The sequence below is a fragment of the Mesorhizobium sp. W067 genome (assembly GCF_054719525.1).
This window is the reverse complement of the sequence record NZ_JBTTII010000001.1, coordinates 4,906,475-4,930,802: the sequence shown is the minus strand read 5'-3', so window position 1 is coordinate 4,930,802 and position 24,328 is coordinate 4,906,475. Positions and strand designations below refer to the sequence as shown.

Genomic DNA, 24,328 nt, shown 5'->3' with positions numbered 1-24,328 from the left:
CGCGCCTATTTTGCGGGCCAAGGCCCGAGGCTCGCGGCAAGTAGACTATCCAGTGACGGTTTCCGGCGTCAGCCCGGGTGAGCCGCGCTTTTCCCGCTCGGCCTGCCGCACCAGCACGGTGACCCGCTTCAGCAGAGGCGCCGGCGTGCCGGCCTTTTCGGCGAGGTTCAGGACGGCCCCCTGCAGGTCACCGATCTCGGTCGGCCGACCACGTTGGAGGTCGTCCCACATCGACGAGCGCGCCTGCGGGTCGATGGCGAGCATGCGGCGGGCGACCAGCCGGAACAGCCAGTCCGGCAGCCGGAGCAGTTTCGGCAGCAGGACGGGATGCAAGCCGCCGATCCGCGCCGGCGCGATATGTAACGCCTTCATCGCCGCCAGGGCCTCGTCGATCTGACCGGCCAGGATTCGCCGCCAGCGGCGATCGGCAAGTTCGCTCGCCAGCGGCAGGCCGGACAATGCGACAAGCGCGTTGTTGAGGTTGATCAGCAGCTTGCCCCACTGAACGGCTTTCATGTCGGGATGGGTTTCCACGCCAAGCCCTTCGACATCGAGAAGGCCGGCAAGGCCGGTCACGCCATCTTCGATCATGACCTTGCCGTCGCTGGCGCGATGCAGGTGAAGCGGCAAATTGCCTATGGCCGACTGGACGACATTGAACGGCACCATGCCGGCGAGCACAGTCCGTCCACCGAGCCCGGCGCGTAACCGGTCGGCATTGCCGACGCCGTTCTGCAGGCTGACCACCACGACATCGCCGCGCGCATGTCCGGCAACAAGCGACGCCATCTCCTCGGTAGCGCCGTTCTTGACCGTCACCAGCACCACGTCGGCACTGGCGAGGGCAGCGGCGGGATCGGTGGTGACGGACTCCGGCCGGATGGATCGGTCGCGACCATCGAGATCGGTGATGCGCAGGCCACCGTCCAGCAAGGCCGTCGCGATGCCTGGCCGCGCCAAAAACACCACCTTGCGTCCGGCCAGCGCCAGGCAACCGCCGACATAGCAGCCGATGCTGCCGGCGCCGGCAATGACGATGGTCTTTTCGGCGTTGGCCATGCGATTATCTCGTGTTGGCCTGCACTATACGACATGAAAACCATAATGTCGGCGGCAGGACCGGTCATCATCTCTGGCCGTGACAGGCCTTTCGCTTTCGATTATCGCTTTGCCCATGAAACTGCCGACCGATCCCGCCGCCAACCTCGCGACCCTCATACGCTGCGCCTCCGTAACGCCCGCCGAGGGCGGCGCGCTGGCTGCCCTGGAAGGCATGCTGAAGCCGCTCGGCTTTTCCGTCGAACGCCCGGTGTTTTCCGAAGACGGCACCCCCGACATCGAGAACCTCTACGCGCGCCGCTCCGGCAATGGGCCGCATCTGATGTTTGCCGGCCATACCGACGTGGTGCCGGCGGGCGACGAGGCGTCGTGGACGCATCCGCCCTTTGCCGCTGAGATCGCCAAGGGCGAGATGTACGGCCGCGGCGCCGTCGACATGAAGGGTGGCATTGCCTGTTTCATCGCTGCCGTGGCGCGCCATGTCGAGAACAAGGGTGGTCCGAAAGGCTCGGTCTCGCTGCTGATTACCGGCGACGAGGAGGGGCCGGCCATCAACGGGACGACAAAACTGCTCGACTGGGCGGCGGCCAGGGGCGAGAAATGGGACGCCGCGATCGTCGGCGAGCCCACCAATCCGGACACGCTCGGCGACATGATCAAGATCGGCCGGCGTGGCTCGATGTCGGGCAGTGTCACGGTCAACGGCCGCCAAGGCCATGTCGCCTATCCATTGCTCGCCGACAATCCGGTGCGCGGCCTGATCAGCCTGGTCGACGCCTTGCTGTCGCCCGTCTTCGACAAGGGCACGAAGGATTTTCAGCCGACCAATCTGGAAGTGACCTCGATCGATGTCGGCAACCCGGCGACCAATGTTATTCCGGCCAAGGCGACAGCCACCTTCAACATCCGCTTCAACGACACATGGACTGCCGAGACGGTGCAGGCCGAGATCCATAACCGCCTCGACCAGGCGGCGAAGCGCAAGAAATACCGGACCGGCAAGACGCCGGTCGACTACGAGCTGATCTGGCGCGACCGGCCGAGCCATGTCTTCCTGACGCGCGACGACAAGCTGATCGGGACGCTGCGCGGGTCGATCAAGGCGACGGTCGGCAAGGAGCCGGCGCTGTCCACCTCGGGCGGAACCTCGGATGCGCGTTTCATCAAGGACTATTGCCCGGTGGTCGAGTTCGGCCTCGTCGGCAAGACCATGCACATGGTCGACGAGCGCGTCGCACTGGCCGACCTCGAGACGCTGACCCAAATCTACCAGCGCTTCATCGATGACTGGTTCGAGCAGGGCTGATCATGCTTTCGGTTGACGAGACCTCTTCATCGCTTAACGGCGCCTGGCGGCTGATGCTCGGAAAGGCCGACGGCTTGCGGCTGCTCGACCTTTCGGCGGACGGCTTCTGGAATTCCTTCTTCGCCATCGTCGTCGCCGCGCCGGCGATGATCGTCGGCTGGGTCGGCACGGCCAACGAGATCGGCGACCCCAATGCGTTCGCCGGGCGGCTGGGCATGTTGATTCGCCTGGCGACCGTCGACATCGGCTCGTGGCTGCTGCCCCTGGTTGTGCTTGCCCTGGTCGCATCGCGCGCCGGCATCGGCGACCGCTTCGTCCACTATGTCGTCGCCAGCAACTGGGCGTCCGCGATCACCGCCTGGATGCTGCTGCCTTCAGCGTTGATCAGGCTTTTCCTGCCGTCCGACAACCCGGTTGCCGAATTGGTGTGGCTGGTTCTGGTGGTGCTGTCGCTGGTACTCACCTGGCGGATGACCAACGCCACGATCGGCAAGGGCGCGGCTGTCGGCAGTGCCGTGTTCGCAGGCATGTTGGTGGTGTCTCTGGCCGTCTTGTTCGGCCTGGTGGCGCTGCTCGGCATCACTGTGCCGACCGCCGCTCCGGCTTAGAACTTTTCCGGATAGTCTACACCGACGAGAAAAAGCCCGTCGGGCGGCGCCACCTGGCCGCAGGCGGCGCGGTCTTGCGCCGCGAGCGCGGCCTTGAGGTCGGCGGCGGTCCAGCCGCCGTCGCCGACGCGTTTCAGCGAACCGACCATGGAGCGCACCTGGTTGTGCAGGAAAGAGCGCGCCGAGGCCCTGACTTCGATCAGGTCGCCCTGGCGGCTTACATCGAGCAGCTCCAGCGTCCGCACCGGACTGTTGGCCTGGCATTGCGTCGAGCGGAAGGTGGTAAAGTCATGTCGGCCGAGCAGGACTTTCGCCGCTTCGTGCATGGCGTCCGCATCGAGCCGCTTCGGCACCCACCAGACCTTGCCCTTTTCCATCGCTGCAGGCGCGCGCCGGTTGAGGATGCGGTAGAGATAGTGCCGTCCGGTGGCCGAGAAACGGGCGTCGAACTCATTGGGGACAACCGTCGCCTGCAGGATGGCGATGCGCGCGCCTGCCGCCTGCAGGTGCGCGTTGACGGCGTCGCGCACCTTGTCGTTTGGCCATGCCTTGGCGAGGTCGACATGCGCCACCTGGGCGGTCGCATGCACCCCGGCGTCGGTGCGGCCGGCGGCGCGTATCCGCACCGCCTCACCGCAGAATTTCTCGATCGCCTGCTCTATCGCCTGCTGCACCGAAGGCTGATCCGCCTGGTGTTGCCAGCCGGCGAAGAGGCTGCCGTCATATTCGATATCGAGACGAAAACGCGGCATACACCCTTCGTTCAGGCGGCGAGTGCGGTAAAGGCCTGGGCGTAGACCAGTTTGCCTTTTTCGGGTGCGTCACCCCAGGCCAGCGCCTGCAGCGCTTCGCCCTGATATTCGCTCTCGAACTTTTCGGCGCGCGCATGATTGTAGCCGAAGCGGCCGTAATAGGCCGGATCGCCCAACACAACGGCGAGCGTCTCGCCGGCATCCCTGAGGCGGATATGCGCCTCGCGGATCAGCGCACCGCCAATGCCCGAGCCGTGGAACGAAGGTTCCACCGCCAACGGCGCCAGCGCCACGGCTGCAAACTGCTTGCCGCCGTTCTGGACGAACAGCCTGGAAAACAGGATGTGGCCGACCACCTGGCCGTCTTCTTCCGCCACCAGTTCGACAACGGCGTCGCCGCCGGTGACCAGAGCGTCGACCAGCCCGGCCTCCGCCTGCTGGCCGAATGCGTGTTCCTCGACCAGGCGTATGGCCTCGCGGTCCCGCGGCGTCGCGCCGCGTATCGACATCATGCTCATGAGAACTTCATTCCTTTTTCGATCTTGGCCCCGCGCAGAAACTCCTGCGCGGCAGCGGGCTTTCCGCCCGCCCGTTGAACTTCGACCAGCCTGACCGCGCCCGACCCGCAGGCGACCGTCAGCCGGTCATCGAGAATTCCTCCCGACTCGCCCATGCTTTCAGAAAGCGTGCCTTCCAAAAGCGTCGAGCGAAGCAGTTTCAGCCGTTCCGTGCGGCCGCCGATGTCGGCCTCGCACCAGGCGCCGGGAAATGGCGACAGGCCGCGAATGTGATTGTGGACCTCCGCAGCCGGGCGCGTCCAGTCCACACGTGTCTCCGACTTATCGATTTTCCTGGCGTAGGTCACCCCGTCAGCCGCCTGCAAAGTCGATGCCAGGGTATTTGTCTCCAATCGGGACAGCGCTTCCACCATCAGCGTGGCAGCAATATTCATCAAGCGGTCGTGCAGATCGCCGGCCGTCATGTCGGGCTCTATGGCGCATTTTTCAACCAGTGCCACCGGACCGGTGTCCAGGCCCTCTTCCATGCGCATCACCATCATGCCGGTTTCGACGTCGCCGGCCATAATGGCTCGCTGGATGGGAGCTGCACCACGCCAACGCGGCAAAAGCGAGGCGTGGCCATTGAGGCAGCCGAGGCGCGGAGCCTCCAGAATAGCCTTAGGCAACAGCAAACCATACGCGACGACGACTGCGACATCGGCACGCAACGCATGGAAAGCAGCTTGCTCGCCCTCGCCCTTCAGCGACAGCGGCGTGCGCACTTCGATGCCCAGCCGCTCAGCCTCGCGCTGCACCGGCGACGGTGTCAGCTCCAGACCGCGGCGGCCGGCGGCGCGCGGCGGCTGGGTGTAGACGGCTGCTATCTCGTGCTCGGCCTCGGCAATCGCGCGCAGCACCGGCACCGAAAACTCCGGCGTGCCCATGAAGATGACGCGAAGCGGCATTTTTCGTCCAGTATCCTGTTCTGCGCGCGGCAGTCCGCTCAAGCGTCTGCTTCAAACGGGTTTACGATCTTGAGGTCAAGCTCTTCGAAGTCCTTAATATTGCGCGTCGCCAGCATAGCGTCGTGCGACAGGCAGATGGCAGCGATCATGGCATCGGAAAGGCTGATCGGCCGGCCGATAGTTTCCCGCATTGCCCGGAGCTTGCCCGCCAGACGGGGAATGGGACCGGCAAATTCGACGACACGTCCCGAAAACTGCTTCGAAACCAGGTGGTCAAGTGCACGGACGTGGCGGTCCGAGCCGGTCTTGTTCAGAAACCTTTCGGCTCCAAAGGACTGCTCCATGACAACAGGACCGCAGAGATAGAGGTCGAGCAGGTCCTGTCTGCGAAACCACTTAGCGACGTTTGGATCGGGCGCGGGCCGGCTCGCTTCCGAGACGACATTGGTATCGAGGATTATCACTCGAAATTCTCAATGGTGCGGCCAAAGTCGCGTTTCCGTTCCGCTTCGATCTCATCCATCATCTGCGCAAATTCGTCGCTGATTGCATTTTCCGAGGCGAAGGCAGCGCGAATCGCATCCCAAGCCGTGAGTCCAGGCTCGGCCTTGCCTTCTTTTTCCGCAACCATGCCTTTTCGCAATAAATCGATCGCCTTGATCGAGAGGCTTTGGCCGCCCTTGCGTGCCGCATGCTCGATTTCACGCTTCAACGGCTCGGGAATATCTCTGATCAACATATCGCCCATCGGAGTCTCCAGTCTGATATCAATGATATCACGCAAGGAAGCGTCTCTCAATAGGGGCGGGTCGAGAGGGATGTTGTGCGAGCCGCCGAAAGCAGGGCTATCCCACCAGCTTGCCCGGCGCCTTGTCCTTGGCGAGCTTCTTGAACTTCTTGACCACCATGTCGCGCTTCAGCTTCGAGATGTGGTCGATGAACAGCACACCGTTGAGATGGTCGATCTCGTGCTGCAGGCAGGTCGCCATCAGGCCTTCGGCCTCGATCTCCTGCAGCTTGCCGTCGCGGTCGAGATATTTCACGCGCACCGAGGCGGGACGCTCGACCTCGGCGTAATAGTCCGGGATCGACAGGCAGCCTTCCTCGTAGACGGAGCGAGCGTCGGCGCTTTCGAGGATTTCGGGATTGATGAAGACATGCGGCGCCGGCGGCTCGTCTTCCTTGGCGAGGTCGATGACCAGCATGCGCAGCGGCTCGCCAATCTGGATTGCGGCCAAGCCGATGCCCGGCGCATCATACATCGTCGCCAGCATGTCGTCGGTCAGTTTGCGCAAAGGCGCGTCGACGCGTTCGACCGGTTTGGAAACCTGGCGCAGGATAGGATCGGGAAGGATGATGAGCGGCTTGATCGACATGGCGCCTCACCTAAAACGTCGCAGGAGAAGCGTCAACCGGTGCGAATCGGTCTCGTTCACGTTTTGATCTGTGCCAGGTCTGCGAATCGGCTATGCTGGCGGGATGAACGACCTGAGCACCATCCTTTCCGAACCCGTTGCCCGGCTTGGCGCGACGACGATCACGCTCGGCCATGCACTGGCCATCGGCGCGCTGGTGTTTCTCGGCCTGTTCCTGGCGCTTGTCGTGGCGCTGTGGCGATCGGCCAAGGCGCGCACCATCGCCGCGGCGGAAGCCGCCGACCACGCCCGCGACGCCGGGGCGCGGATGGCCGGCATTTTGCAAAGCCAGGCCGAGATGCAGGGCCGCATGGGCGCCATCGCCGACGTGTTCGGCGCAAGGCAGGCCGAACTCAACCAGTCGATCGGCCAGCGCCTCGACGCCATGACCGGCCGACTCGGCCAAACCATGACCGAACAGACCAAATCGACGCATGAGAGCCTCGCCAAACTGCAGGAACGGCTGGCGGTCATCGACACCGCGCAAGGCAACATTCAGTCGCTGGCCGGCCAGGTCGTGCAATTGCAGGCGATCCTGTCCAACAAGCAGACGCGCGGCGCCTTCGGCCAGTCGCGCATGGAGGCGATCGTCGCCGACGGCCTTCCGATGGGCGCCTACGAGTTCCAGGCAACGCTGTCAAACGGCAGCCGTCCCGACTGCCTGGTCAGGATGCCGAACGGTGCGCCGCAGCTTGCCATCGACGCCAAGTTTCCGCTGGAAGCCTGGAACGCCATCCGCGCCGCCGATGGCGCCGAACAACAGAAGATCGCGGCCCAGGCTTTCCGCCGCGACATCGAAATTCACGTCCGCGATATCTCGGAAAAATACCTGATCCAGGGCGAGACGCAGGACACCGCTTTCATGTTCGTGCCGTCGGAATCGGTGTTCGCCGAAATCCACGAGAATTTCGACGCCGTGGTCCAGAAGGCGCACCGGGCGCGTGTCATCATCGTCTCACCGTCGCTTTTGATGCTGTCGATCCAGGTCATCCAGGCCATCCTCAAGGACGCCCGCATGCGCGAACAGGCGCATCTGATCCAGGGCGAGGTGATCCGGCTGATGGAGGACGTCGCGCGTGTCGACGAACGCGTGCGCCGGCTGCAGACGCATTTTGGCCAGTCGGCCAAGGATATCGACGAGATACTGGTGTCGACCTCGAAGGTGACCAAGCGCGGCCAAAAGATCGAAGCGCTGGAGTTTGGCGAAAGCGAAGCCGAAGTGCGCGGTGGCGGACCCGCCAAGGCCGAAGCCGGGGTGCGGGTGGCGGATTCCAAGACGGGGCAGCTCAGGCTACGTGTCGTCGAAGGCGACGATTAAAGTCTTTGTTTTGATGCATGTCGTTGTCCCAGAACCGCGGCACACTTCTGGGCGCCATGCATTAGACCGTAGCCACGATCACGTGCGCCTGGATCTTGGCCGCAACCTCGCGGCTGCCGTGTCTGGCTGCAATTACGGACGCGGCGTGATCGGTTGCGGCTTCCAATTTTCCTCGGGCCTCGATTTCATTGCGAAGCGGAGTTCCCTGGCAATAGGCAACCGCCGGAAGGCGCGGCGAGGGGGCACGGCTTTGTTCGGCCCTCGTGTCGATCACCACACGGGAGAAACCTGCGGCTTCCAACTCGCCGCGGATCAATGCAGTGTCATTGTAGCCGTGCGGCGTGCGGGCGAGAAAGCGGGGCGGATCGTTCGGAAAAATCTCCGCAAGAGCATTCGTCACATCATTGGCGAACACATTCTCTTCGATGCGATCCCACACGTTGAACAGGAAATGGCCGCCGGTCTTCAGGACCCGCTTTGCTTCGCGATAGCCGGCGGCTCGGTCGGGAAAGAACATCGCGCCGAACTGACAGCAAACGAGATCGAAAGCCGCATCTTCGAACGGCAGCGCCAGAGCATCAGCCTGACGCCATTGTATGCGACTGTCGGGAGCTTGTCGCGAGGCCGCGTAGTCGAGCATAGGCTGGTTCAGGTCGGTCACGACATAGCTTGCGCCCGGAGACAGTTTTGGAGCCAATGCGCGGGTGACAACGCCGGTGCCGGCGGCGACTTCCAGGACGGCGCCGGGCGACAAGGACGCTGCCCGTCGTGCCAAATCCGCGGCGAACGGCTCGAAGATCAACGGCACCATGTAGCGGTCGTAGTTTTCCGGAATCGAGCCGGCAAACACTTTGTCCGTTTCCGACATTGCTATCCCCCGCCATCCGTTTGATGGGTAGCCTAGCACATTATTGGCTGGTTTGGGCCGCGTTTAACCGGGAGGCAGGTGCTACTGCGCCTCTACGATGCTTACGCCCTCGAATTCCGGAAGCCAGTGCAGGGCCGATCGGTGCCATTTCTGTTGGGTCGGAACGAGATCCTCGCGTTGCCGCGCGGTCCCCGCCCTGATCCCATAGACCTTCGGCCCGTCGCCAACCGACGTTGCGTAAAGATGCGAACCGCAGTCGCCGCAGAACGCCTGGGCACGCTTGGCGCCGCTCGATCCCGCCTTGATATAGACCTTCGGTGTTCCCTTGGTGATCCTATAATGATCCTCAGGCGCGGGAACAGTGACACGAAAGGCGGTGCCGGTCAGTTGCTGGCAGTCGGTGCAATGACAGATAGAGGTCTTTTCCGGGTCGACCTCTGCTTCATAAGTTATGGCGCCGCAATGACACCCACCATCGATTTTCATGGTTGATTCTCCGAAATCCGTCGGGTGATCTTAGCGGGACCAGGCGATGGGGCCAACGGTGGACTGCTGGTCCAGAACTAGTCCGACGCCGCCTCGACCTGCTTGCGCCGGTGCTCCCAGGTTCCGGTCGTCTGCGGCTTGACGAACAGTCTGGTGATCTCCGGCATTTCTTTTTTCAAGAGCGCCTCGATGCGCTCGACACAGGCTTCGATCTCAGGCGCCGTCAGATGGTCCTCGAATTCGATGCTCAGCCCAGCGACGATCTGTTGCGGGCCGAGATGGACGGTGAGAACGCCGTTGGCCCGCTGCACTGCCGGATCCTGCTGGGCGATGGCCAGCACCTTGGCCTGCACTTCCGGGGAGGCCGGCTCACCGATGAGCAATCCCTTGCTTTCGCGCGCCAGAAAGATGGCGGTGGCGCCGAGGATCATCGCGATGCCGATCGAGGCGACGCCGTCGAGTTCGGGCATGTCGAGGAGTTCGGCCGCCAATATGCCGGCGAAGGCGACGAACAGACCGAGCAGGGCGGCGCTGTCCTCGAACAGGATCGTGTAGACGCTCGGATCCTTGCTCGATTGCACGGCCTGCAGCCAGCCTTGCTTGCCCTTCTGCTGGCGGAACTCCTTCAGCGCCACGTACCAGGAGCTGCCCTCGAACAGCATCGAGAGGCCAAGCACGATGTAGTTGATTTTGGGATTGGCGACCGGCTCAGGCGCCATGATGTGGACGACGCCTTCATAGAAGGACACGCCGGCGCCGAGCGCGAATACGAGCAGGGCGACAATGAAGCTCCAGAAATACAGCTCGCGGCCATGGCCGAGCGGATGCGTGCGGTCCGGCGGACGGGCGGCGCGGTGCATGCCGTAGAGCAGCAGCCCGCCATTGCCGGTATCCACCAGCGAGTGCACGCCTTCCGACAGCATCGCCGAGCTGCCGGTGAAGAAGGCGGCGACGAATTTGGTCACAGCAATAGCGAGATTACCGGCGAGCGCCGCGTAGATGACCGTCTTCGACCCGCCATGTGCTGCCATGCTGTCCCTCCAAGGCGCCCAATGTAACGGCCTGCCGCCGAGCTCCACAGGCATCACAACGCACGAATCGCCTGGTCGTTCAGGTTGAAGGCCAGCTTGCGGAAAGACGCCCCTATTCGATGATCTCGTCCGTCCACACCTTGAAACCAGCCAGCGTGCCCGGTCCGAAGATGTGGGTGAGCGGCACGTCGGCGGCGTCGCGGCCCGACGCGATCAGGATGCGGCCGATGCGCGGCGAATTGTTGCGTGGATCGAAGACATGCCAGCGGCCGCCGAGATAGACCTCCATCCAGGCTGCGAAATCCATGCTCGCCCAAGGTTTGGGCAGGCCGATGTCGCTGATGTAGCCGGTGCAGTAGCGGGTCGGGATATTGAGCGCACGGCAGAAGGTGACCGCAAGGTGGGCAAAGTCGCGGCAGACGCCGCTTTGCTCGCGATAGGCTTCGGCCGCGGTGCGCGTCGGTCGGGCATTGCCGTAGCTGAAGACGATGTGGTTGTGGACGAAATCACAGACCGCCTGGACGCGGGCAATACCGAGCGGAGTGTGCCCGAACAGCCGCCAGGCTTCGCTGGCCAGCAGATCGCTCTCGCAAAAGCGGCTGGGCAACAGGAACAGCAATGTGTCCGACGGCAGGTCGCGCACCTCATGCTGCCAGGCCATCAGGTCGCCCATCTCGAAGGTACCGGGGTCGCGGATTACCGAATCGGTGCCGAAGGTGAAGCGTCCGGGCGGGGCGACGAAACGGTTGCACCAATTGCCGAAACTGTCGCGGTAGCTCTGGATCGGCACCGGCGGGTTGGAGGTCAGGAAATCCGGGCGCTCGAGATCGGAGGCCCTGGAGTAGTGGACGTTGAGCATCGCGATCAGCGGCGTTTCCTGCGGAAAATCGAAACTCATCTCGCTGCCGATGCGGATTCGCATTGTCGTCCTGACCGCACTGCCTGATCATCGCCGGGCGAAGGCATGGCCGATGCTGCAGTGCGAAGGCAACCATGGCACGGACCGGAATGGTTTACGAGCAAATTAGAAACCGGTTGAAAGCGGCCCGACGGCGCCGGCGACAGACGCAGCCCCCTTGCAGTCCGGCGTTTCTCTTGTTTCACTTGGCCTCCCAGCAACTGGAGGAACGAATCATGGCTAAAGGTGCGATGAAGGCGGGCAAGGAAGCTCGGAAGCCGAAAAAAGACGCCAAGAAGCCCGCAGCGGCTCCGGCACTCAAGGCGCCGCCCGTCAAGGCGATGAGGCTCAAGGAAAAGTAAGCCCGCCTCGGAAGATCTTGGACGGTTGAAATCCGGACAAACCGTTTCGGCGCAGATTTTGACACCGGCGGCATGAACGATGCGGCCGGTGTTTTTGTTGATCGCACCGGCGCGGCCGCTTGTGTCGAAGCGGCGAGGACGACCTCGCGCCTTCCCATAAATCGGCCGGGACGGCCCGCCATGCTCATGGAATGGAGTGCATCCCGATGTCGTGGATTTTTCTGTTTTTCGCCGGCCTGTTCGAAATCGGCTGGGCGATCGGCCTCAAATACACCGACGGCTTCTCGAAGCCGCTGCCGACGGTGCTCACTGTCGCCTCGATGATCATCAGCCTCGGGTTGCTCGGCCTGGCGCTCAAGACGCTGCCTGTCGGGACGGCCTATGCGGTGTGGACCGGCATCGGCACGGTCGGCACGGCGCTTCTTGGCATCTGGCTGCTGGGCGAGCCTGCGACGGCCATCCGGCTCGCCTGCATTGCGCTCATCGTCTGCGGCATTATGGGGCTGAAGCTCGCCGCCTGAGCAAAGCAACCAAGGAAATCGACGCACAAACACATTCAGGGCCGCTGGAAGGCGACCCTGATGTCCGATCGTTTCGATCGAAGCGTTAGCGGGCGGAGAAGCCCGGAGGCGTCCTGCCGGTACGCTGCTTGCGCGCCGCATAGCGTGCGTCGCGCTTGGCCTTGCGTTCGGCTTCGTCGGCCAGCAAACGGGCGATGCGCTCGTTTTCTTCGGCTTCCTTGATCTTCGCTTCAGCCTGCGCTGCCTCTTCGGCCGCAATACGCGCCGCTTCGGCTGCTGCCTCGCGCTCGGCCTTCTCGACCGCCTCGCGTGCCAGCTTTTCCTGCTTCAGCCTGGCCTTTTCGGCCTCGCGTATTTCGCGAGCCTCAAGAATCGCCTTGCGTTCGGCCTGTTTGGCCAGAACCGCAGGATCATCAGCCGCCGGCTTCGACTTGAAGCGCTCCAGAAGCGCCTTCTTTGCCTCGTTCGCGGCATTGCGCCGCTCGAAAATGTCTTTTTCCCTGTAGATAGCCAAGTCCACTTCCCTGAAGTCAATTCGCGACGCTTACATACGCGCGAAAACCGAGAGTTCAAGCGCCAAAACGGTATGCCAGCCATGAAAGTTTAGGCTGTTGCAGCCGGGAGACGCGTTTTCCCTGAAACAAAGCCGGCCGAAACCGACATGCACTGTTCACTATCCGCCCCTCTGGCGGCCGGGGCGGCTCGCCGCTACCTCTAGCGGCAAATCAGAACATTTGGATGACATGCCATGGAACTCGGTCTCTACACTTTCGCCGACGTCAGCCCGGAGCCCGGCCCCGGCGCGATCGGCCCGCATCAGCGGCTGCGCAATCTGATCGAGGAGGTCGAGCTGGCCGACCAGGTCGGCCTCGACGTCTTTGGTCTGGGCGAACATCACCGCCCCGACTATGCCGCGTCCGCGCCGGTGGTGGCGCTGGCCGCTGCCGCCGAACGCACCAAGCGCATCAAGCTGACCAGCGCGGTCACCGTGCTGTCCTCCGACGATCCGGTTCGCGTCTTCCAGCAGTTCGCAACGCTCGACCTTTTGTCGGGCGGCCGGGCCGAGATCATGGCCGGGCGCGGTTCGTTCATCGAATCCTTCCCGCTGTTCGGCTACAATCTCGAGGACTATGACGAGCTGTTCGCCGAAAAGCTCGATTTGCTGCTGGCCATACGCGGCGGCGTCAAAGTTACCTGGTCCGGCAATCTGCGCGCGCCGATCAACGACCTCGGCGTCTATCCGCGGCCGCTACAGGACAAATTGCCGATCTGGATCGCAATAGGTGGAACGCCGCAATCTGCGGCGCGCGCGGGCGTGCTCGGTTTGCCGCTGGCACTGGCCATCATCGGCGGCGAGCCGGCGCGGTTTGCACCGCTGTTCGACATTTATCGCGATGCCGCAAGGCGGGCCGGTACCGACCCCTCGGGCCTTGCCACCAGCATCAATGTGCACGGCTTCATCGCCGGCACCACTGAACAGGCGGCCGACGATTTCTATGGCCCGCAGGCCGAAGTGATGAACCGCATCGGCCGCGAGCGCGGCTGGGGCCCGACCTCGCGGGCGCATTTCGATCAGTCGCGTGGTCCGAACGGCGCGCTATTCGTCGGCGATCCGGAGCAGGTGGCGGAAAAGATCGTCGCCCAGCACAAGATCTTCAACAATGACCGCTTCCTGCTGCAGATGGCGATCGGCGCCATGCCGCACGCCAAGATCATGAAGGCGATCGAACTGTACGGCACCAAGGTGGCGCCGATCGTACGCAAGGAGACCGCCAAGCCCGGCGTCGCCGTCGCAGCGCCAGCCGCCTGAGCGACGGGCGGCCCGGATTGAGGCCTTGCCGGCTAACGGAACCTTGGGCTTGCAGAGGCGTTTCCGTCAGGGGAAAGCACCAATTGCGGTGCGCCGCTGAGGGAAAATCATGAAAGCCGAACCCGCCGCTTTGGGTGCTGGCCTTGCCGAAACCGAAGAGGCGAGAGTTGTGGCGCGTGCCGACACGCATCTGATGCGTTCGCTGCTCATCGGGATCTTCCTGTTCATGGCCATCTACGCGCTGTATTTCGCGCGTGCTTTCTTCATGCCGGTCATCCTCGCCTTCCTGCTGACGCTGACGCTGACACCAATCGTGCGCTTCCTGCGCAAGCGCGGCATTCCGGAAGTGGTTTCGGCGACAATGTTGGTCGTGCTGTCGATCTGCGTCTTCGGCGTTGCCGGCTATCTGCTCAGCGGCCCGGTCATCGACCTTCTCAACAACACCTCGTCGATCGGCCAACAACTCACCGAACGGCTCGCGCAATTACGGCGTCCGCTCGAGAGGATCATGCAGATCTCGCATCAGATCGAGCAGATGACGGAGACCTCGCAGGAGCCGGGCATCCAGAAGGTGGCGATGGCGCAGTCCGGCGTCCTGTCGGCCGCCGCCAGCAACGTCCTGTCGGCGGGGACAAGCCTGACCATCATCTTCGTGCTGTCGCTGTTCCTGCTGGCGTCGGGCACGATGTTCTATGAGAAGATCATCCAGTCCTTCGCCAGCCTCAGCGAGAAGAAGCGGGCCTTGCGCGTCGTCTATGACGTCGAGCGCGAAATCTCGCATTATCTGCTCACCGTCACCGTCATCAATGCCGGTCTCGGCGCGGTTATCGGCCTTGGCCTGTGGGCGCTCGGCATGCCCAACCCGCTCGTCTGGGGAACGATGGCGGCGCTGCTCAACTTCCTGCCCTATGTCGGCGCGCTGATCACCATCGTGCTGGTCAGCGTCATTGCGATGATCAGCTTCGACTCGATCACCTACGCCCTTTTGGCGCCGGGCTTCGTGCTTTTGTGCGACATCGTCGAAGGCCAGTTCGTTACGCCGATGGTTGTCGGCCGACGCCTCGAGATCAACGCCGTGGCGATCTTCATCGCCATCGCCTTCTGGTCCTGGCTTTGGGGCTTTGTCGGCGCGCTGATGGCGGTGCCGCTGTTGGTCGTCGTCAAAGTGTTCTGCGATCATTTCGATGGCCTCAGCCATGTCGGCAATTTTCTCGCCGCACAGCAGACGGCCGTGGTGGAGGAAGAAGCGGCCGAAGAGAACGGAAAGGCAGCGGCATAAGCTTGCCGCGCCTGCCCGTCATCGCGCATTTGTTGTCTTCAGGCGGAGTGCCTATATCGAGCCGGTCAAGCCGGACCCTGCGATGAAAGATGCCTCCTTCGACCTCGATTCCTATTTCGACCGCATCGGCTATCGCGGCCCGATCGATGCTCCGCTCGGCACGCTGAGCGCGCCGCATCGCCAGCGTCCGCAGGCGATCCCGTTCGAGAATATGGACCCGTTGCTTGGCACCAGCTCGACATCGTCATTCCCGACCGCGCCTTCGAAACCAGGGTCAGGCAGTTGAACATCGTAAAGGCTTGAGGCCCATGACCGCACTTTCCGTTCTCGACCTGTCGCCGATCGTCGAAGGCAGCGACGCCTCGCAATCGCTGGCAAATTCGCTCGACCTGGCCCGCCATGCCGAGCGGCTCGGCTACAGGCGCTACTGGCTGGCCGAGCACCACAACATGCCGGGCATCGCCAGCGCGGCGACCGCCGTCGTCATCGCCCATGTCGCCGGCGGCACCAAGACCATCCGCGTCGGCGCCGGCGGCATCATGCTGCCCAACCATGCGCCGCTGGTGATTGCCGAGCAGTTCGGCACGCTGGCGGCACTGCACCCCGGCCGCATCGACCTCGGCCTCGGCCGCGCGCCCGGCACCGATATGGGAACAGCGCGCGCGCTGCGCCGCAATCTCGAGGCGTCAGACAATTTCCCCCAGGATGTCGTCGAGCTGATGGGCTATTTCCAGCCGGCCGCGGAAGGCCAGCGTATCCACGCCGTGCCCGGCGAAGGCCAGAAGGTGCCGGTCTGGATCCTCGGTTCCAGCCTCTATGGCGCGCAGCTCGCCGCCATGCTCGGCCTGCCCTATGCCTTCGCCTCGCATTTCGCGCCGGCCGAACTGGACCATGCGCTGGAGATCTACCGTTCGCGCTTCCAGCCTTCGGAACAGCTGGACAAGCCCTATGTCATGCTCGGCCTCAACGTTTTCGCCGCACCGACCGATGGAGAGGCAAAACTGCTGTTCACCTCGCTCCAGCAGGCCTTCGTCAATCTGCGCACCGGGCGGGCCGGCCGCCTGCCGCCGCCGGTCGAGGGCTATGACCAGACGCTCGAGCCGATGGCAAAAACCATGATTTCGCAGGCGCTGTCCTGCGCCGTCGTCGGCTCTCCCGAAACCGTCCGGCAAGGCATAGACGCGTTCGTGCGCCGCACCGGCGCAGACGAGCTGATGGTGACCGCGCAGATCTTCGACCATGCGGCACGCGTGCGCTCGTTCGAAATCCTGGCCGAGGCGCATAAATCGCTGTCGCAGGCCGCGTGACGCTTTTGCCTGTGTCTGCTGTGGGCAGGCGCCTTCCTCAGCCAGGAGCCGCCTCTCTCACGCATAGGTGACGTTTTCTTGTGGTTTCGAAGCCCTGACTGGGCGCTTCGCCGGGGGATCGCGCAGATCCTGGGGTTTTGAGCGCGGTTGGAGCACATCCGGGCCGCCGGGCGGCTGTTCAAAGGCGCCAAGCGCGGCGCGGTGGATGCCATGCGCAGAATGCTTGCGCCCGATGCCGCCTGTTCTTATATACGCGCCAAGCCGCCCAGTGCCGGAATGCCGGTTGCCGGAGCGGAATTTCTTGTGAACAGGGGCTTTCGTCGGAACGCCTTACGGGTCCTGAGAGCCTGCTTAGCGGAGAGACTAGAAAAATGGCAAAAGTAATCGGTATCGATCTCGGCACCACCAACTCCTGCATCGCCATCATGGATGGCAAGGAGCCCAAGGTCATTGAAAATGCGGAAGGCGCGCGCACGACGCCTTCCATCGTCGCCATCTCGGGCGACGGCGAACGTCTCGTCGGCCAGCCGGCCAAGCGCCAGGCGGTCACCAATCCTGAAAACACCATCTTCGCGGTCAAGCGCCTGATCGGCCGCCGCTATGACGACCCGGTGACGGAGAAGGACAAGAAGCTTGTCCCCTACAAGATCGTCAAGGGCGACAATGGCGATGCCTGGGTCGAGGCCGGCGGCAAGAAGCAGTCGCCCAGCCAGATCTCGGCCATGATCCTGCAGAAGATGAAGGAAACGGCGGAGGCCTATCTCGGCGAGAAGGTCGAGAAGGCGGTCATCACCGTTCCGGCCTATTTCAATGACGCCCAGCGCCAGGCCACCAAGGACGCCGGCAAGATCGCCGGCCTTGAGGTGCTGCGCATCATCAACGAGCCGACGGCTGCAGCACTTGCCTACGGCCTCGACAAGAAGGATGGCAAGACCATTGCCGTCTATGACCTTGGCGGCGGCACGTTCGACATTTCGGTGCTCGAAATCGGCGACGGCGTGTTCGAAGTGAAGTCGACCAATGGCGACACCTTCCTCGGCGGCGAGGATTTCGACATGCGTCTCGTCGAATACCTGGCGGCCGAGTTCAAGAAGGAACAGGGCATCGACCTGAAGAACGACAAGCTTGCGCTGCAGCGCCTCAAGGAGGCGGCTGAAAAGGCCAAGATCGAGCTGTCGTCGACGACGCAGACGGAAATCAACCTGCCCTTCATCACCGCCGACGCGACCGGCCCCAAGCACCTGACGCTGAAGCTGACCCGTGCCAAGTTCGAGCAGCTGGTCGACGATCTCGTCCAGCGCACCATCGAGCCCTGCAAGGCGGCGCTCAAGGATGCCGGGCTGAAGGCTGGCGAGATCGACGAAGTGGTCCTGGTCGGCGGCATGACCCGCATGCCCAAGATCCAGGAGATCGTGAAGCAGTTCTTCGGCAAGGAGCCGCACAAAGGCGTCAACCCGGATGAAGTCGTCGCACTCGGCGCCGCCATCCAGGCCGGCGTGCTGCAGGGCGACGTGAAGGACGTGCTGCTGCTCGACGTGACGCCGCTGTCGCTCGGCATCGAGACGCTGGGTGGCGTGTTCACCCGCCTGATCGAACGCAACACGACCATCCCGACCAAGAAGAGCCAGGTGTTCTCGACCGCTGAAGACAGTCAGTCGGCCGTGACCATCCGCGTCTTCCAGGGCGAGCGTGAAATGGCTGCCGACAACAAGGCGCTCGGCCAGTTCGACCTGGTCGGCATTCCGCCGGCGCCGCGCGGCGTGCCGCAGATCGAGGTCACTTTCGATATCGACGCCAACGGCATCGTCAACGTTTCGGCCAAGGACAAGGGTACCGGCAAGGAGCACCAGATCCGCATCCAGGCCTCTGGTGGCCTTTCGGACGCCGACATCGAGAAGATGGTCAAGGACGCCGAAGCCAATGCCGAGACCGACAAGCAGCGGCGTGCTTTGGTCGAGGCCCGCAACCAGGCCGAGGCGCTGGTGCACTCCTCCGAGAAGTCGCTGAAGGAATATGGCGACAAGGTTTCGGAAACCGAGCGCACGGCGATATCGGAGGCTATCACGGCGCTGAAGGCTGCTGCCGAAGGCGACGATGCCGCCGACATCGAGGCCAAGTCGCAGACGCTTGCCGAAGCATCCATGAAGCTCGGCCAGGCCATGTACGAAGCTTCGCAGAAGGAAGCGGCGGAAGCCGACGCCAAGGCGGACGCGGCCAAGGATAGCGACGTGGTCGACGCCGATTTCGAGGAAATCGACGAAAACGACGAGAAGAAGAAGTCGGCCTGACCGGTTGACGGCAAATAAAGCGGAAAGCCCGGCGCAAAGCCGGGCTTTTTTGCAACCCTCGCTGAAAAAGTGCGGGCCTTGCCGAAAAAGTCACTGAAAAACACAGGCACAAGCGCGCCGGCCCTAGCATCCGGGCATCACCGCTCCTAAATCGAGACAACGTGCCGGCAAACGACGCAACATGCATCAAGACGTTGAGCATCCGGACTGCGGGAAAAGATGAAAGCTGATTTCTACGAGACGCTGGGCGTGCAAAAGGGCGCCGACGAGAAGGAGCTCAAGAGCGCTTTCCGCAAGCTGGCCATGCAGTTCCATCCAGACCGCAATCCCGGCGATCACTCCTGCGAGCACAAGTTCAAGGAAATCAACGAAGCCTACGAAACGCTGAAGGACCCGCAGAAGCGCGCGGCCTATGACCGTTTCGGTCACGCCGCCTTCGAGCAGGGCGGCATGAATGGCGGCGCGCAAGGTTTTGGCGCCGGCGGCTTCGCCGACATTTTCGAGGATATTTTCGGCGACATGATGGGCGGGCGCCAGCGCCGCTCGTCGGGCGGCCGCGAACGCGGCGCCGATTTGCGCTACAATATGGAAATCACGCTGGAAGAAGCGTTTGCCGGCAAGACCGCGCAAATCCGCGTGCCGGCCTCGATCTCATGCACGGAATGCTCCGGGACCGGCGCCAAGCCCGGCACCCAGCCGGTGACCTGCTCGATGTGCCATGGCCACGGCAAGGTACGGGCGACGCAAGGCTTCTTCTCGATCGAGCGTACCTGCCCGCAATGCCAAGGCCGCGGCCAGACGATCAAGGACCCGTGCCCGAAATGCGCCGGCCAGGGCCGCGTCACCGAGGAACGCTCGCTGTCGGTCAATATCCCGGCCGGCATCGAGGACGGCACCCGCATCCGGCTTGCCAATGAGGGCGAGGCGGGCCTGCGCGGCGGCCCATCGGGCGACCTCTATATTTTTCTGGCGGTGAAGCCGCATGAATTCTTCCAGCGCGACGGCGCCGATCTCTACTGCAAGGTGCCGATATCGATGACGACGGCCGCCCTTGGCGGCTCGTTCGAGGTGACGACGCTGGACGGCAGTCAGACCAAGGTGAAAGTGACCGAAGGCACGCAGAACGGCCGCCAGTTCCGCCTCAAGGGCAAGGGCATGCCGGTGCTGCGCCAGCCCAATGTCGGGGACCTCTATATCCAGACCGCGGTCGAAACGCCGCAAAATCTGTCGCGCCGCCAGCGCGAGTTGCTGGAAGAGTTCGAGCAGCTGTCGTCGAAGGACAATTCGCCCCAGTCGAGCGGCTTTTTCGCCCGCATGAAGGACTTTTTCGAATCCTTCGGCGAGCACTGAACCCAAACCAAGGCCGCCACGCTTCCCGAACGTCATCAACATCTTATGCCAGATCGCGCCTTGCCTTGGACCTGTTAGCTGCTAAGTAGCGTTCGGGGAGTGTTGAGGAGAACTTGCATGGCACGTGGTCCGGGATTGCGGAAGGCGCTGGCGGAAAAGTTCGACGACGAACTCAAATTCTTCAAAGGCTGGATCGACAAGCCGAAGTCGGTCGGTTCGATCGTGCCGACAAGCTCCGTCACCGCCCGCAAGATGGCTTCCATCGTCAATCCGAAGTCGGGCCTGCCGGTGCTTGAAGTCGGCCCCGGCACAGGCGTCATCACGCGTGCAATCCTCGCCCAGGGCGTTAAGCCCGAAAACCTCTACGCGGTCGAATATTCCACCGATTTCGTGCGCCATCTGCGCCAGCTCTATCCCGGCGTCAACGTCATCGAGGGCGATGCCTTCAATCTCAACGCCACGCTTGGCGAGAAGAGCGGTATGGTTTTCGATTCCGTCGTCTCCGGCGTGCCGCTGCTCAATTTCCCGGTCGCACAGCGGATCGCCTATATTGAAAGCCTGCTAGACCGCATCCCGGTTGGACGGCCAATCGTGCAGCTGACCTATGGGCCGTTGTCGCCGATCCCGCCCGGCCGCGGCAATTACACGGTCAAGCATTTCGACTTCATCTTCCGCAACATCCCGCCGACGCAGCTGTGGATCTACCGGCGCGAAGCGCATTAGCTTGGTATCGAGAGCCGAAGAAGTCTCTGGCGCCTTGTAGAGGATCGACGTCTCCCGAAGGAAGCTCGATTGAGGGTCGATCCACATCCTTGACTGTTATCCGGCTCGCAAACTCGCGGCGACCTCTCTGATCGCCGCGCACATGGCCCGCACGGCCGTTGCTTCGGCGCTGCTGGAGAACAGAAGCAGCAGAGGCCGACGCGCACGCGGCTCAAGAGGACGCCTCGCGACGGTTCGCTGCCAATCGGCCGGAAACGCCAGGCCTGGCGCAATCGACAAACCGCGCCCGGCCCCAACCAGAGCAAGCAGCGCCGCCATATCGCTCGCCGACAGGATGACAACTGGCGCAACGCCAAAATCCTGGAACAATTCGGCAAGCATTGGTCCGCAGCCGCCGCTCGACATAATGAATGGCTGGCCGTCGAGAGCGCGGATCGGAAATGACCCGCCTTGGACTGAGTTCTTTTGCGATGACGCCACAAAGAGTTCGTCGTCGACAAGTTCCTCGGCTTGGCAATTGCCGGCGATGTAGGACAGTCCAATATCGGCGGCACCGCGATCGACCCACTCCGCCACCTCGGTATCCGTGCCCAAGAGCAGTTCGACAGCAAGCTCCGGGTGCCGGACGGAAGTAATGTTCAACGCATATGGAGCAATCTTTACCGAGGCGCTGCTGACCAGCGCGAGCCGTACTCTGCCTTTGATGGAGTGTTCCCGTAGGCCGACAAGACGGCCTAAAGCATGCAAAGCGGCGCGCGCCGCGTCCAAAGCCGCCTCGCCGGTTGCGGTGAAAGCGACACCGCGCCGATCACGTATGACGAGGGGCGCGCCAACGATCTCCTCCAGCGCCTTCATTGCATGGCTTATGGCCGATTGAGAAAGACAGAGCCGCTCGGCGGTTTTGGTGAAGCTGCGCGTCTCGCTGAGCGATGTCAGGACGCGCACCATCGTGATGTTGATATTAGCCTTGTTCATGGCTGCCGAAATATCTTTCATTTCGCTCATATTAAAGAGCGCTGTAGGTTTTGTGAAGGTGAGGGAAACGACCCTCGAAATCGGCGAGCGGCTTTCCTGGCCTCTCCGGCATGCAGGCGTGCGGTACGACGAGACTGAAACTGGAGTATCGCATGAGCTACCTTCCGCAATTCCTGACCCTTGCTTCGGTCTTCCTGCTCGGCGCCATGAGCCCAGGACCCGATTTTGTAGCCGTGACTTCCCATGCGCTGATCAGCCGTCGCGCGGGGTTCCATGTGGCGCTTGGCATTGCCGCAGCGATCATGGTGTGGGCGGCTCTCGCGATGTGTGGCCTGGGCCTCGTACTGACGCAGATTGCATGGGCTCACCTTGCCGTCCGGATCGCCGGTGCCGTGTATCTCGGTTACCTGGGCAGCAAGATCCTTTTGTCGGCTTGGCAGGCGCGGCCACCGCTGGCCGTCGGTGGCGCAGAGACTACGGCTCCTTGGCGAAGCGGATTCGTTGTCGGAATTACAAATCCGAAGACGGCCGCGTTCTTCGCGAGCCTGTTCATATCGGTATTGCCGATGCAGGCTCCGATCTGGGTCCAGGCAGTGTCGCTGGCCATAATCGGGCTGGTCGCGATGGCGTGGTTTGGGCTTGTTGCGCTAATGTTCTCCACAAGAAGGGTTCGGTCGGTATATGGCAGCGTCCGCAGGCCGATAGATGCCTTGCTCGGAGTTGCACTCATCGCGCTGAGTGCAAGAATTGCGGTCACCCACTAGCAATAGCCCAGCTGCTCGGCACACCTTCGCGCGCTTGCCCCCCGATCGTTTCCGTTTTTTGAGCCAGTGCGTTGATTTGCGCAGCCTCTGGCTGTACCTGTCCGGGAACAAGAGTGGCCAATGGCTGTGATCGCGAAAATCCTCGTCTTCGCCGGCTCGGTGCGCAGCGGCGCCTTCAGCGGCAGGACCGCCGATGTGGCGCAGAAGGAGCTGGCCATGCAAGGCGCCGAGGTGACGCGCATTTCGCTGGCCGACTATCCGCTGCCGATCATCGACGAGGACCTCGAAAAGGAAAAAGGCGTTCCCGACAACGCCGTGAAGCTCGGCCGGCTGATCGCCGCCCATGACGGGCTACTGATCGCGACGCCGGAATATAATGGCTCGATCCCGCCACTGCTCAAGAACACGATCGACTGGGTAAGCCGGGTGCGCCTCGATGGCGGCTGGCCGGTGAGGCCATTTGTCGGCAAGGTCGCCGGCCTGTGCTCGTCTTCGAACGGACATTTCGCCGGGATCCGCTGCATCAACCATCTGCGCGCCGTGCTGGTGCGCTGCCAGCTGGAGATGGTGACGCCGGAATGCTCGGTATCCGATGGCGGCAGTGCCTTCGACGGCGACGGCAATTTCAGGGATGATAGACTGACCAAATCGATGGAGCACCTATGCCGCACGCTGATCGAAACCTCGCGCATGCTATCGACCCGGACCGGGGCATGATTTCCACAGCCATGCAGGCCCATACCATGAGAGACAGGCTGATCGTCGGCCTCGACGTGCCGACGGTGAAAGAGGCCGAACAGGCGGTGCGCGAACTCGACGGCGTCGTCTCCTTCTACAAGATCGGCTATCAGCTGGCCTTCGCCGGCGGGCTCGACTTCGCCAGGGAGTTGGCCAGCGGCGGCACGAAAATCTTCCTCGACATGAAGCTGCTCGACATCGACCACACCGTGGCGAAGGGTGTCGAGAACATCGTGCGCATGGGCATGACCATGCTGACCATCCACGCCTATCCCAAGGCGATGCGAGCCGCGGTGGAGGCCGCCAGGGGCAGCGACCTCTGCCTGCTGGCGGTCAGCGTGCTGACCTCGATGGACGAGCAGGACGTGATCGACGCCGGCTATGAATACGACCCGCACACGCTGGTGCTGAGGCGCGCCGAACAGGCGCTGCATGCCGGCATGGGCGGCGTCGTCTGCTCGGCCGAGGAGGCGGAAGCGGTGCGCCGCATCGTCGGACCCGACCTGGCGGTGGTGACACCGGGGATACGGCCCAAGGGCAGCGACCATGGCGACCAGAAACGCGTGGTGACGCCCGGCCAGGCGATCCGCAACGGCTCCAGCCATCTTGTTGTGGGCCGGCCAATCGTGGCGGCAAGCGACAGGCGCGCGGCTGCCGAGGCCATACTGGAAGAGATGCGCGCGGCGTAACGAGGAGAAGAAAATGCCCAAGGGATACTGGATAGCCCGCGTCGATGTGCGCGACGCCGAAGGCTACAAGGACTATGTCGCTGCCGCCAAGCTCGCTTTCGACCGTTTCAACGTGAAGTTCCTTGCCCGTGGCGGTGAGCATGAAAAGGCCGAGGGGCCTGGCCGCGCCCGCAACGTCATTATCGAGTTCGAATCGCTGGCGATGGCGCATGACTGCTACCACTCGCCGGAATACCAACGCGCCGTCGCCATCCGTCAGAAAGTAGCCGATGGCGAGATCGTGCTGGTCGAGGGTATCTGACGCGCGAAGCTGCTC

Annotated in this window: 29 protein-coding genes; 16 read left to right on the top strand and 13 right to left on the bottom strand. The window is 63.0% G+C overall.

Annotated elements, in window-relative coordinates:
- Nucleotides 1-45: 45 nt before the first annotated feature.
- Nucleotides 46-1,059, bottom strand: a complete 1,014-nt coding sequence (locus ACYG97_RS24130) for a 2-dehydropantoate 2-reductase (protein WP_023732759.1) — start codon at nt 1,057-1,059, stop codon at nt 46-48.
- A 115-nt stretch (nt 1,060-1,174) separates the two neighbouring features.
- On the opposite strand from ACYG97_RS24130, the gene dapE reads away from it, so the two are divergent.
- Nucleotides 1,175-2,365, top strand: a complete 1,191-nt coding sequence (dapE, locus tag ACYG97_RS24125; protein ID WP_023732760.1) for a succinyl-diaminopimelate desuccinylase — start codon at nt 1,175-1,177, stop codon at nt 2,363-2,365.
- A 2-nt stretch (nt 2,366-2,367) separates the two neighbouring features.
- Nucleotides 2,368-2,973, top strand: coding sequence for a hypothetical protein (locus tag ACYG97_RS24120; RefSeq protein ID WP_023732761.1), 606 nt, complete (start codon nt 2,368-2,370; stop codon nt 2,971-2,973).
- Here ACYG97_RS24120 and truA read toward each other — a convergent pair.
- The 6 genes from truA to def all read right to left on the bottom strand — a co-directional run bounded on the left by truA (nt 2,970) and on the right by def (nt 6,566).
- A complete protein-coding gene (gene truA, locus ACYG97_RS24115; RefSeq protein WP_023732762.1) occupies nt 2,970-3,725 on the bottom strand; it encodes a tRNA pseudouridine(38-40) synthase TruA in 756 nt (251 codons plus the stop codon). The genes ACYG97_RS24120 and truA overlap by 4 nt on opposite strands.
- Nucleotides 3,726-3,736: 11 nt before the next feature.
- Nucleotides 3,737-4,243, bottom strand: a complete 507-nt coding sequence (locus ACYG97_RS24110; RefSeq protein ID WP_023728813.1) for a GNAT family N-acetyltransferase — start codon at nt 4,241-4,243, stop codon at nt 3,737-3,739.
- Nucleotides 4,240-5,190, bottom strand: coding sequence for a methionyl-tRNA formyltransferase (fmt, locus tag ACYG97_RS24105; protein ID WP_023703799.1), 951 nt, complete (start codon nt 5,188-5,190; stop codon nt 4,240-4,242). Before fmt ends, ACYG97_RS24110 begins: the two co-directional genes overlap by 4 nt.
- A 38-nt stretch (nt 5,191-5,228) precedes the next feature.
- Nucleotides 5,229-5,654, bottom strand: a complete 426-nt coding sequence (locus ACYG97_RS24100) for a type II toxin-antitoxin system VapC family toxin (RefSeq protein WP_023732763.1) — start codon at nt 5,652-5,654, stop codon at nt 5,229-5,231.
- Nucleotides 5,651-5,938 carry a hypothetical protein gene (locus tag ACYG97_RS24095; RefSeq protein WP_023696043.1) on the bottom strand — a complete coding sequence of 96 codons (288 nt, stop codon included), beginning with the start codon at nt 5,936-5,938 and terminating at the stop codon, nt 5,651-5,653. Before ACYG97_RS24095 ends, ACYG97_RS24100 begins: the two co-directional genes overlap by 4 nt.
- Nucleotides 5,939-6,035: 97 nt before the next feature.
- A complete protein-coding gene (gene def, locus ACYG97_RS24090; RefSeq protein ID WP_023732764.1) occupies nt 6,036-6,566 on the bottom strand; it encodes a peptide deformylase in 531 nt (176 codons plus the stop codon).
- Nucleotides 6,567-6,669: 103 nt separating this feature from the next.
- Between def and ACYG97_RS24085 the strand changes: the two genes are divergently transcribed.
- Complete coding sequence (locus ACYG97_RS24085; protein WP_023732765.1) at nt 6,670-7,923, top strand: DNA recombination protein RmuC; 1,254 nt, start codon at nt 6,670-6,672, stop codon at nt 7,921-7,923.
- A gap of 61 nt (nt 7,924-7,984) precedes the next feature.
- On the opposite strand, the gene ACYG97_RS24080 is transcribed toward ACYG97_RS24085, so the two are convergent.
- The 4 genes from ACYG97_RS24080 to ACYG97_RS24065 form a co-directional block, all read right to left on the bottom strand.
- Nucleotides 7,985-8,791: a class I SAM-dependent methyltransferase gene (locus tag ACYG97_RS24080; RefSeq protein WP_023732766.1), complete on the bottom strand. Its 807-nt coding sequence runs from the start codon at nt 8,789-8,791 to the stop codon at nt 7,985-7,987.
- 81 nt (nt 8,792-8,872) lie between these two features.
- Nucleotides 8,873-9,277 (bottom strand): GFA family protein, encoded by a 405-nt coding sequence (locus ACYG97_RS24075; protein ID WP_023732767.1) that lies wholly within the window; start codon nt 9,275-9,277, stop codon nt 8,873-8,875.
- A gap of 77 nt (nt 9,278-9,354) precedes the next feature.
- Nucleotides 9,355-10,308, bottom strand: a complete 954-nt coding sequence (locus tag ACYG97_RS24070; protein WP_023701969.1) for a cation diffusion facilitator family transporter — start codon at nt 10,306-10,308, stop codon at nt 9,355-9,357.
- A gap of 112 nt (nt 10,309-10,420) precedes the next feature.
- Nucleotides 10,421-11,230, bottom strand: coding sequence for a transglutaminase-like domain-containing protein (locus tag ACYG97_RS24065; protein ID WP_023687480.1), 810 nt, complete (start codon nt 11,228-11,230; stop codon nt 10,421-10,423).
- Nucleotides 11,231-11,301: 71 nt separating this feature from the next.
- Between ACYG97_RS24065 and ACYG97_RS24060 the strand changes: the two genes are divergently transcribed.
- Together ACYG97_RS24060 and sugE are read left to right on the top strand one after the other, a co-directional pair.
- Nucleotides 11,302-11,568 (top strand): hypothetical protein, encoded by a 267-nt coding sequence (locus ACYG97_RS24060; RefSeq protein WP_032904772.1) that lies wholly within the window; start codon nt 11,302-11,304, stop codon nt 11,566-11,568.
- 206 nt (nt 11,569-11,774) lie between these two features.
- Nucleotides 11,775-12,089 (top strand): quaternary ammonium compound efflux SMR transporter SugE, encoded by a 315-nt coding sequence (gene sugE / locus ACYG97_RS24055; protein WP_023681326.1) that lies wholly within the window; start codon nt 11,775-11,777, stop codon nt 12,087-12,089.
- 85 nt (nt 12,090-12,174) lie between these two features.
- Here sugE and ACYG97_RS24050 read toward each other — a convergent pair whose 3' ends face one another.
- Entirely contained in the window at nt 12,175-12,603 is a 429-nt protein-coding gene (locus tag ACYG97_RS24050) for a DUF6481 family protein (RefSeq protein ID WP_023673205.1), read from the bottom strand.
- A gap of 234 nt (nt 12,604-12,837) precedes the next feature.
- Here ACYG97_RS24050 and ACYG97_RS24045 point away from each other — a divergent pair, with 234 nt between their 5' ends.
- From ACYG97_RS24045 to pmtA, 7 genes are all read left to right on the top strand, one after another.
- Nucleotides 12,838-13,899 (top strand): LLM class flavin-dependent oxidoreductase, encoded by a 1,062-nt coding sequence (locus ACYG97_RS24045; protein WP_023732768.1) that lies wholly within the window; start codon nt 12,838-12,840, stop codon nt 13,897-13,899.
- Between the two features lie 109 nt (nt 13,900-14,008).
- On the top strand, nt 14,009-15,178 hold the full coding sequence (locus tag ACYG97_RS24040; RefSeq protein WP_023673203.1) for an AI-2E family transporter: 1,170 nt from the start codon (nt 14,009-14,011) through the stop codon (nt 15,176-15,178).
- 82 nt (nt 15,179-15,260) lie between these two features.
- Nucleotides 15,261-15,464, top strand: coding sequence for an arylamine N-acetyltransferase (locus ACYG97_RS24035; RefSeq protein ID WP_023673202.1), 204 nt, complete (start codon nt 15,261-15,263; stop codon nt 15,462-15,464).
- A 22-nt stretch (nt 15,465-15,486) separates the two neighbouring features.
- Nucleotides 15,487-16,485, top strand: coding sequence for an LLM class flavin-dependent oxidoreductase (locus ACYG97_RS24030; RefSeq protein WP_023673201.1), 999 nt, complete (start codon nt 15,487-15,489; stop codon nt 16,483-16,485).
- Nucleotides 16,486-16,856: 371 nt separating this feature from the next.
- Nucleotides 16,857-18,773, top strand: a complete 1,917-nt coding sequence (dnaK, locus tag ACYG97_RS24025) for a molecular chaperone DnaK (RefSeq protein ID WP_023673200.1) — start codon at nt 16,857-16,859, stop codon at nt 18,771-18,773.
- Between the two features lie 219 nt (nt 18,774-18,992).
- A complete protein-coding gene (gene dnaJ, locus ACYG97_RS24020; RefSeq protein WP_023681322.1) occupies nt 18,993-20,123 on the top strand; it encodes a molecular chaperone DnaJ in 1,131 nt (376 codons plus the stop codon).
- Between the two features lie 117 nt (nt 20,124-20,240).
- Nucleotides 20,241-20,846, top strand: coding sequence for a phospholipid N-methyltransferase PmtA (gene pmtA, locus ACYG97_RS24015; RefSeq protein WP_023681321.1), 606 nt, complete (start codon nt 20,241-20,243; stop codon nt 20,844-20,846).
- A gap of 96 nt (nt 20,847-20,942) precedes the next feature.
- Here pmtA and ACYG97_RS24010 read toward each other — a convergent pair whose 3' ends face one another.
- Nucleotides 20,943-21,851 carry a LysR family transcriptional regulator gene (locus tag ACYG97_RS24010; RefSeq protein WP_023732769.1) on the bottom strand — a complete coding sequence of 303 codons (909 nt, stop codon included), beginning with the start codon at nt 21,849-21,851 and terminating at the stop codon, nt 20,943-20,945.
- Between the two features lie 122 nt (nt 21,852-21,973).
- Here ACYG97_RS24010 and ACYG97_RS24005 point away from each other — a divergent pair, with 122 nt between their 5' ends.
- From ACYG97_RS24005 to ACYG97_RS23990, 4 genes are all read left to right on the top strand, one after another.
- The gene (locus tag ACYG97_RS24005) at nt 21,974-22,585 is read left to right on the top strand and encodes a LysE family translocator (protein ID WP_023687486.1); all 612 of its coding nucleotides are present in this window, start codon (nt 21,974-21,976) and stop codon (nt 22,583-22,585) included.
- 120 nt (nt 22,586-22,705) lie between these two features.
- Entirely contained in the window at nt 22,706-23,302 is a 597-nt protein-coding gene (locus ACYG97_RS24000; protein WP_023701964.1) for an NADPH-dependent FMN reductase, read from the top strand.
- Nucleotides 23,299-24,012, top strand: a complete 714-nt coding sequence (gene pyrF, locus ACYG97_RS23995) for an orotidine-5'-phosphate decarboxylase (RefSeq protein WP_023696050.1) — start codon at nt 23,299-23,301, stop codon at nt 24,010-24,012. The genes ACYG97_RS24000 and pyrF overlap by 4 nt, the downstream gene beginning before the upstream one ends.
- A 13-nt stretch (nt 24,013-24,025) precedes the next feature.
- Nucleotides 24,026-24,313, top strand: coding sequence for a DUF1330 domain-containing protein (locus ACYG97_RS23990; RefSeq protein ID WP_023732770.1), 288 nt, complete (start codon nt 24,026-24,028; stop codon nt 24,311-24,313).
- Nucleotides 24,314-24,328: the final 15 nt, after the last annotated feature.